2 protein-coding genes are annotated in these 506 nt (G+C 51.4%); both read left to right on the top strand.

Annotated features, from left to right (window positions below; all coding sequences use genetic code 11):
• A partial coding sequence (locus MXD58_RS31850; RefSeq protein WP_284678845.1) for an acyl-CoA dehydrogenase family protein occupies positions 1 to 218 on the top strand: 218 nt, incomplete at its 5' end.
• A partial coding sequence (locus tag MXD58_RS31845) for an SDR family NAD(P)-dependent oxidoreductase (RefSeq protein ID WP_250610074.1) occupies positions 196 to 506 on the top strand: 311 nt, incomplete at its 3' end. The genes MXD58_RS31850 and MXD58_RS31845, both read left to right, overlap by 23 nt.

Genomic DNA, 506 nt, shown 5'->3' with positions numbered 1-506 from the left:
AAGCCAAAGTTGAAATTGCAATGATTAAGGTTGTTGCGCCGTCTATGGCACTTCGTGTCCTCGACCGTGCGATACAGGCATTTGGCGGAGCCGGTGTTTCGGGTGATACCCCGCTTGCAGCACAATGGGCAAACGCCCGTACATTAAGGCTTGCCGATGGCCCAGACGAGGTGCACAAAGCCCAGGTTGCTAAGCTTGAGCTTCGTAAACATCAATAATCCTCCCGCGGCGGGAGAATCGAAAGGCGAACAGATTGCAGTTGGACTCGCTGAAGCTGGAGCAAATGTCGTATTATGCTCTCGGAAAAAAGAAGCGTGTGAGGAAGTAGCGGATCGTGTCCGGAAAATTGGCGTCAAAGCGCTTGCGCTAAAATGCGATATCACGAATGCAGAGGACGTGCAGGCAGTTATTGATGAAGCAAAGAACGAATTCGGCTCAATCGACATTCTCGTAAATAACAGCGGTGCAACCTGGGGAGCACCTGTTGCAGATATGCCGCTTGAAGC

The sequence above is a fragment of the Frankia sp. AgKG'84/4 genome (assembly GCF_023242965.2).
Taxonomy (GTDB): Bacteria; Actinomycetota; Actinomycetes; order Frankiales; family Frankiaceae; genus Frankia.
This window is presented reverse-complemented; position numbering and strand designations above follow the sequence as displayed.